The organism is Streptomyces sp. XY006, assembly GCF_002237655.1.
Lineage (GTDB): Bacteria > Actinomycetota > Actinomycetes > Streptomycetales > Streptomycetaceae > Streptomyces > Streptomyces levis.
On sequence record NZ_NOKT01000065.1, the window covers coordinates 1 to 2,098 of the forward strand.

The 2,098-nt window shown below is 70.4% G+C and carries 1 protein-coding gene and 1 pseudogene; both read left to right on the forward strand.

Annotation, left to right across the window (positions count from 1 at the left end; genetic code table 11):
- Positions 1-84: 84 nt before the first annotated feature.
- Complete coding sequence (locus tag CHR28_RS37020) at positions 85-1,605, forward strand: LCP family protein (RefSeq protein WP_094058119.1); 1,521 nt, start codon at positions 85-87, stop codon at positions 1,603-1,605.
- Positions 1,606-1,836: 231 nt separating this feature from the next.
- Positions 1,837-2,098: pseudogene (locus tag CHR28_RS38035) on the forward strand (LCP family protein); the annotation flags it as partial.

The window sequence follows — 2,098 nt, forward strand, 5'->3', positions numbered from 1 at the left end:
CGGCCGCGCTCCCGCACGGAGGCACCCGGCCGCTCCGGCAGCGCGGCGTCCGGCCGTTCGCGGCCCGAGACGCCCGGCCGCGCGGTGCCGCCGCCGCGCAGGCGGCGCGGGGCACCGGAGGAGCCGCTGCCGGGACGGCGTGGGCGGCGGCCGGCGAAGGCCTCCAAGGGCAAGAAGGTTTTGCTGTGGACCGGCGGCACGATGGCGTTCGTGCTGGTCGCCGGCGCGGGTGCGGCGTACTTCTACATCGAGCACCTGAACGACAACATCGCCTCCGTCTCCGACGACGGCGCCGGCACCGGCGGCTTCCAGAAGGACAAGGCGATCAACATCCTGCTGATCGGCACCGACAAGCGCACCGGCGCGGGCAACACCAAGTACGGCGACGCCGGCAGCGTCGGCCACGCCGACACCACGATCCTGCTGCACGTCTCCAAGGACCGTTCGAACGCGACCGCGCTGAGCATCCCGCGCGACCTCGTCACCGACATCCCGGACTGCCCGACCACGCAGGAGGACGGCAGCCAGAAGATCATCCCCGGTACGCCGAACGCCCGCTTCAACACCAGCCTCGGCCAGGACGGCCGCACCCCCAGCTGCACCATGCGGACCGTGACCGAGCTGACCGGGGTCAAGCCGGACAACTTCATGGTCGCCGACTTCAACGCGGTCAAGACACTGACCAGCGCGGTCGGCGGGGTCGAGGTCTGCCTGGCGAAGGACATCGACGACCGCGACTCCAAGCTGAAGCTGTCCAAGGGCACGCACACCATCGAGGGCGAGCAGGCGCTGGCCTTCGTGCGCACCCGGCACTCCGTGGGCTTCGGCGGCGACCTGAGCCGGATCGGGCTGCAACAGCAGTTCCTGAGCGCGCTCATGCGCAAGCTGAAGTCCAACGACACGCTCACCAGCCCCTCCAAGATGCTCGACCTGGCGGAGGCGGGCACCAAGGCGCTGACCGTCGACTCGCAGCTGGACAGCATCGGCAAGCTGAAGGACCTCGGCCTGGAGCTGGGCAAGCTCAACGTCAAGAACCTGACGTTCACCACCGTCCCGGTGGTCGACAACCCGGCGGAGAAGGTCAAGTCCACGGTCGTGCTCAACGAGTCGACCGCCCCGCAGGTCTTCGACATGATCAAGAACGATGTCTCCTTCACGGCCGTGAAGGAGCAGAAGAAGAAGGAGAAGGCCGCCGAGGCCGCCCGGCTGAAGGGCAGCAAGGCCCCGGCCTCCGAGGTGCGCGTGCGCATCCTCAACGGCGGCGCCGTCGCCGGCAGCGCCCAGGAGACCCTCAGCTGGCTCCAGGTCGAGGAGGGCGTCACCAAGTCGGAGAACGCGGGCAACGCGCCCGCCGAACTGGCCAGGACGACCCTGGAGTACGCCCCCGACCAGGCCGCGCAGGCCCGCCGCCTCGCCGATCTGATGGGCCTGTCCGGGTCCGCGTTGAAGCCGGGCGAGAGCGTGGACAACTCGCAGGGGCTGCCCGCGATGACCCTGACCCTCGGCAAGGACTTCAAGGGCGCGGGCGTCCCGCTCACCACGCCGTCGAAGGTTCCGGACGACGTGCAGAAGTCCACGGCCGACAAGGTCGAGTGTGCCAAGTGACGGGAACCCAGGGGCTGTTCACGAAACTCCCGCCAAACAATTGGGCGGTATTGCCCAGTTGTAAGAACGTGGAGTTTGTCACCCACGTCGCTTGACGCCGAAGTGTGCGGATAGTGTGTGCGATCCAGTGCCCTCACCCACGCGGTCCGTTCCGGGGCGGGCACTGCTTGACCAACACCGTGCGCCTTCCGGGGAGGGCGCCGCGTGGCCCGACGGAGGAATCAGGCAACCGTGGACGCGCAAGGCCGTGGGCGGGCGGACGACATCGACCCCGCAGACCAGTGGGTGCTCAACCCGGACACCGGCGAATACGAACTGCGACTGGCCCCTTCCGCACCGCAGTCGCCCGTCCCCGGCCCCCGTAAGTCCGGCCCCCGCGGCTCCGGCGCGGCGAGCGGCGCGGCAGGTGCCCGCCGGACCGCCGCCCCCGCGCGGCGGACCGGGGCCACGGCACCGGGCGGCGAGGCGGCGGCCCCGCGCAGACGCGCCGGCG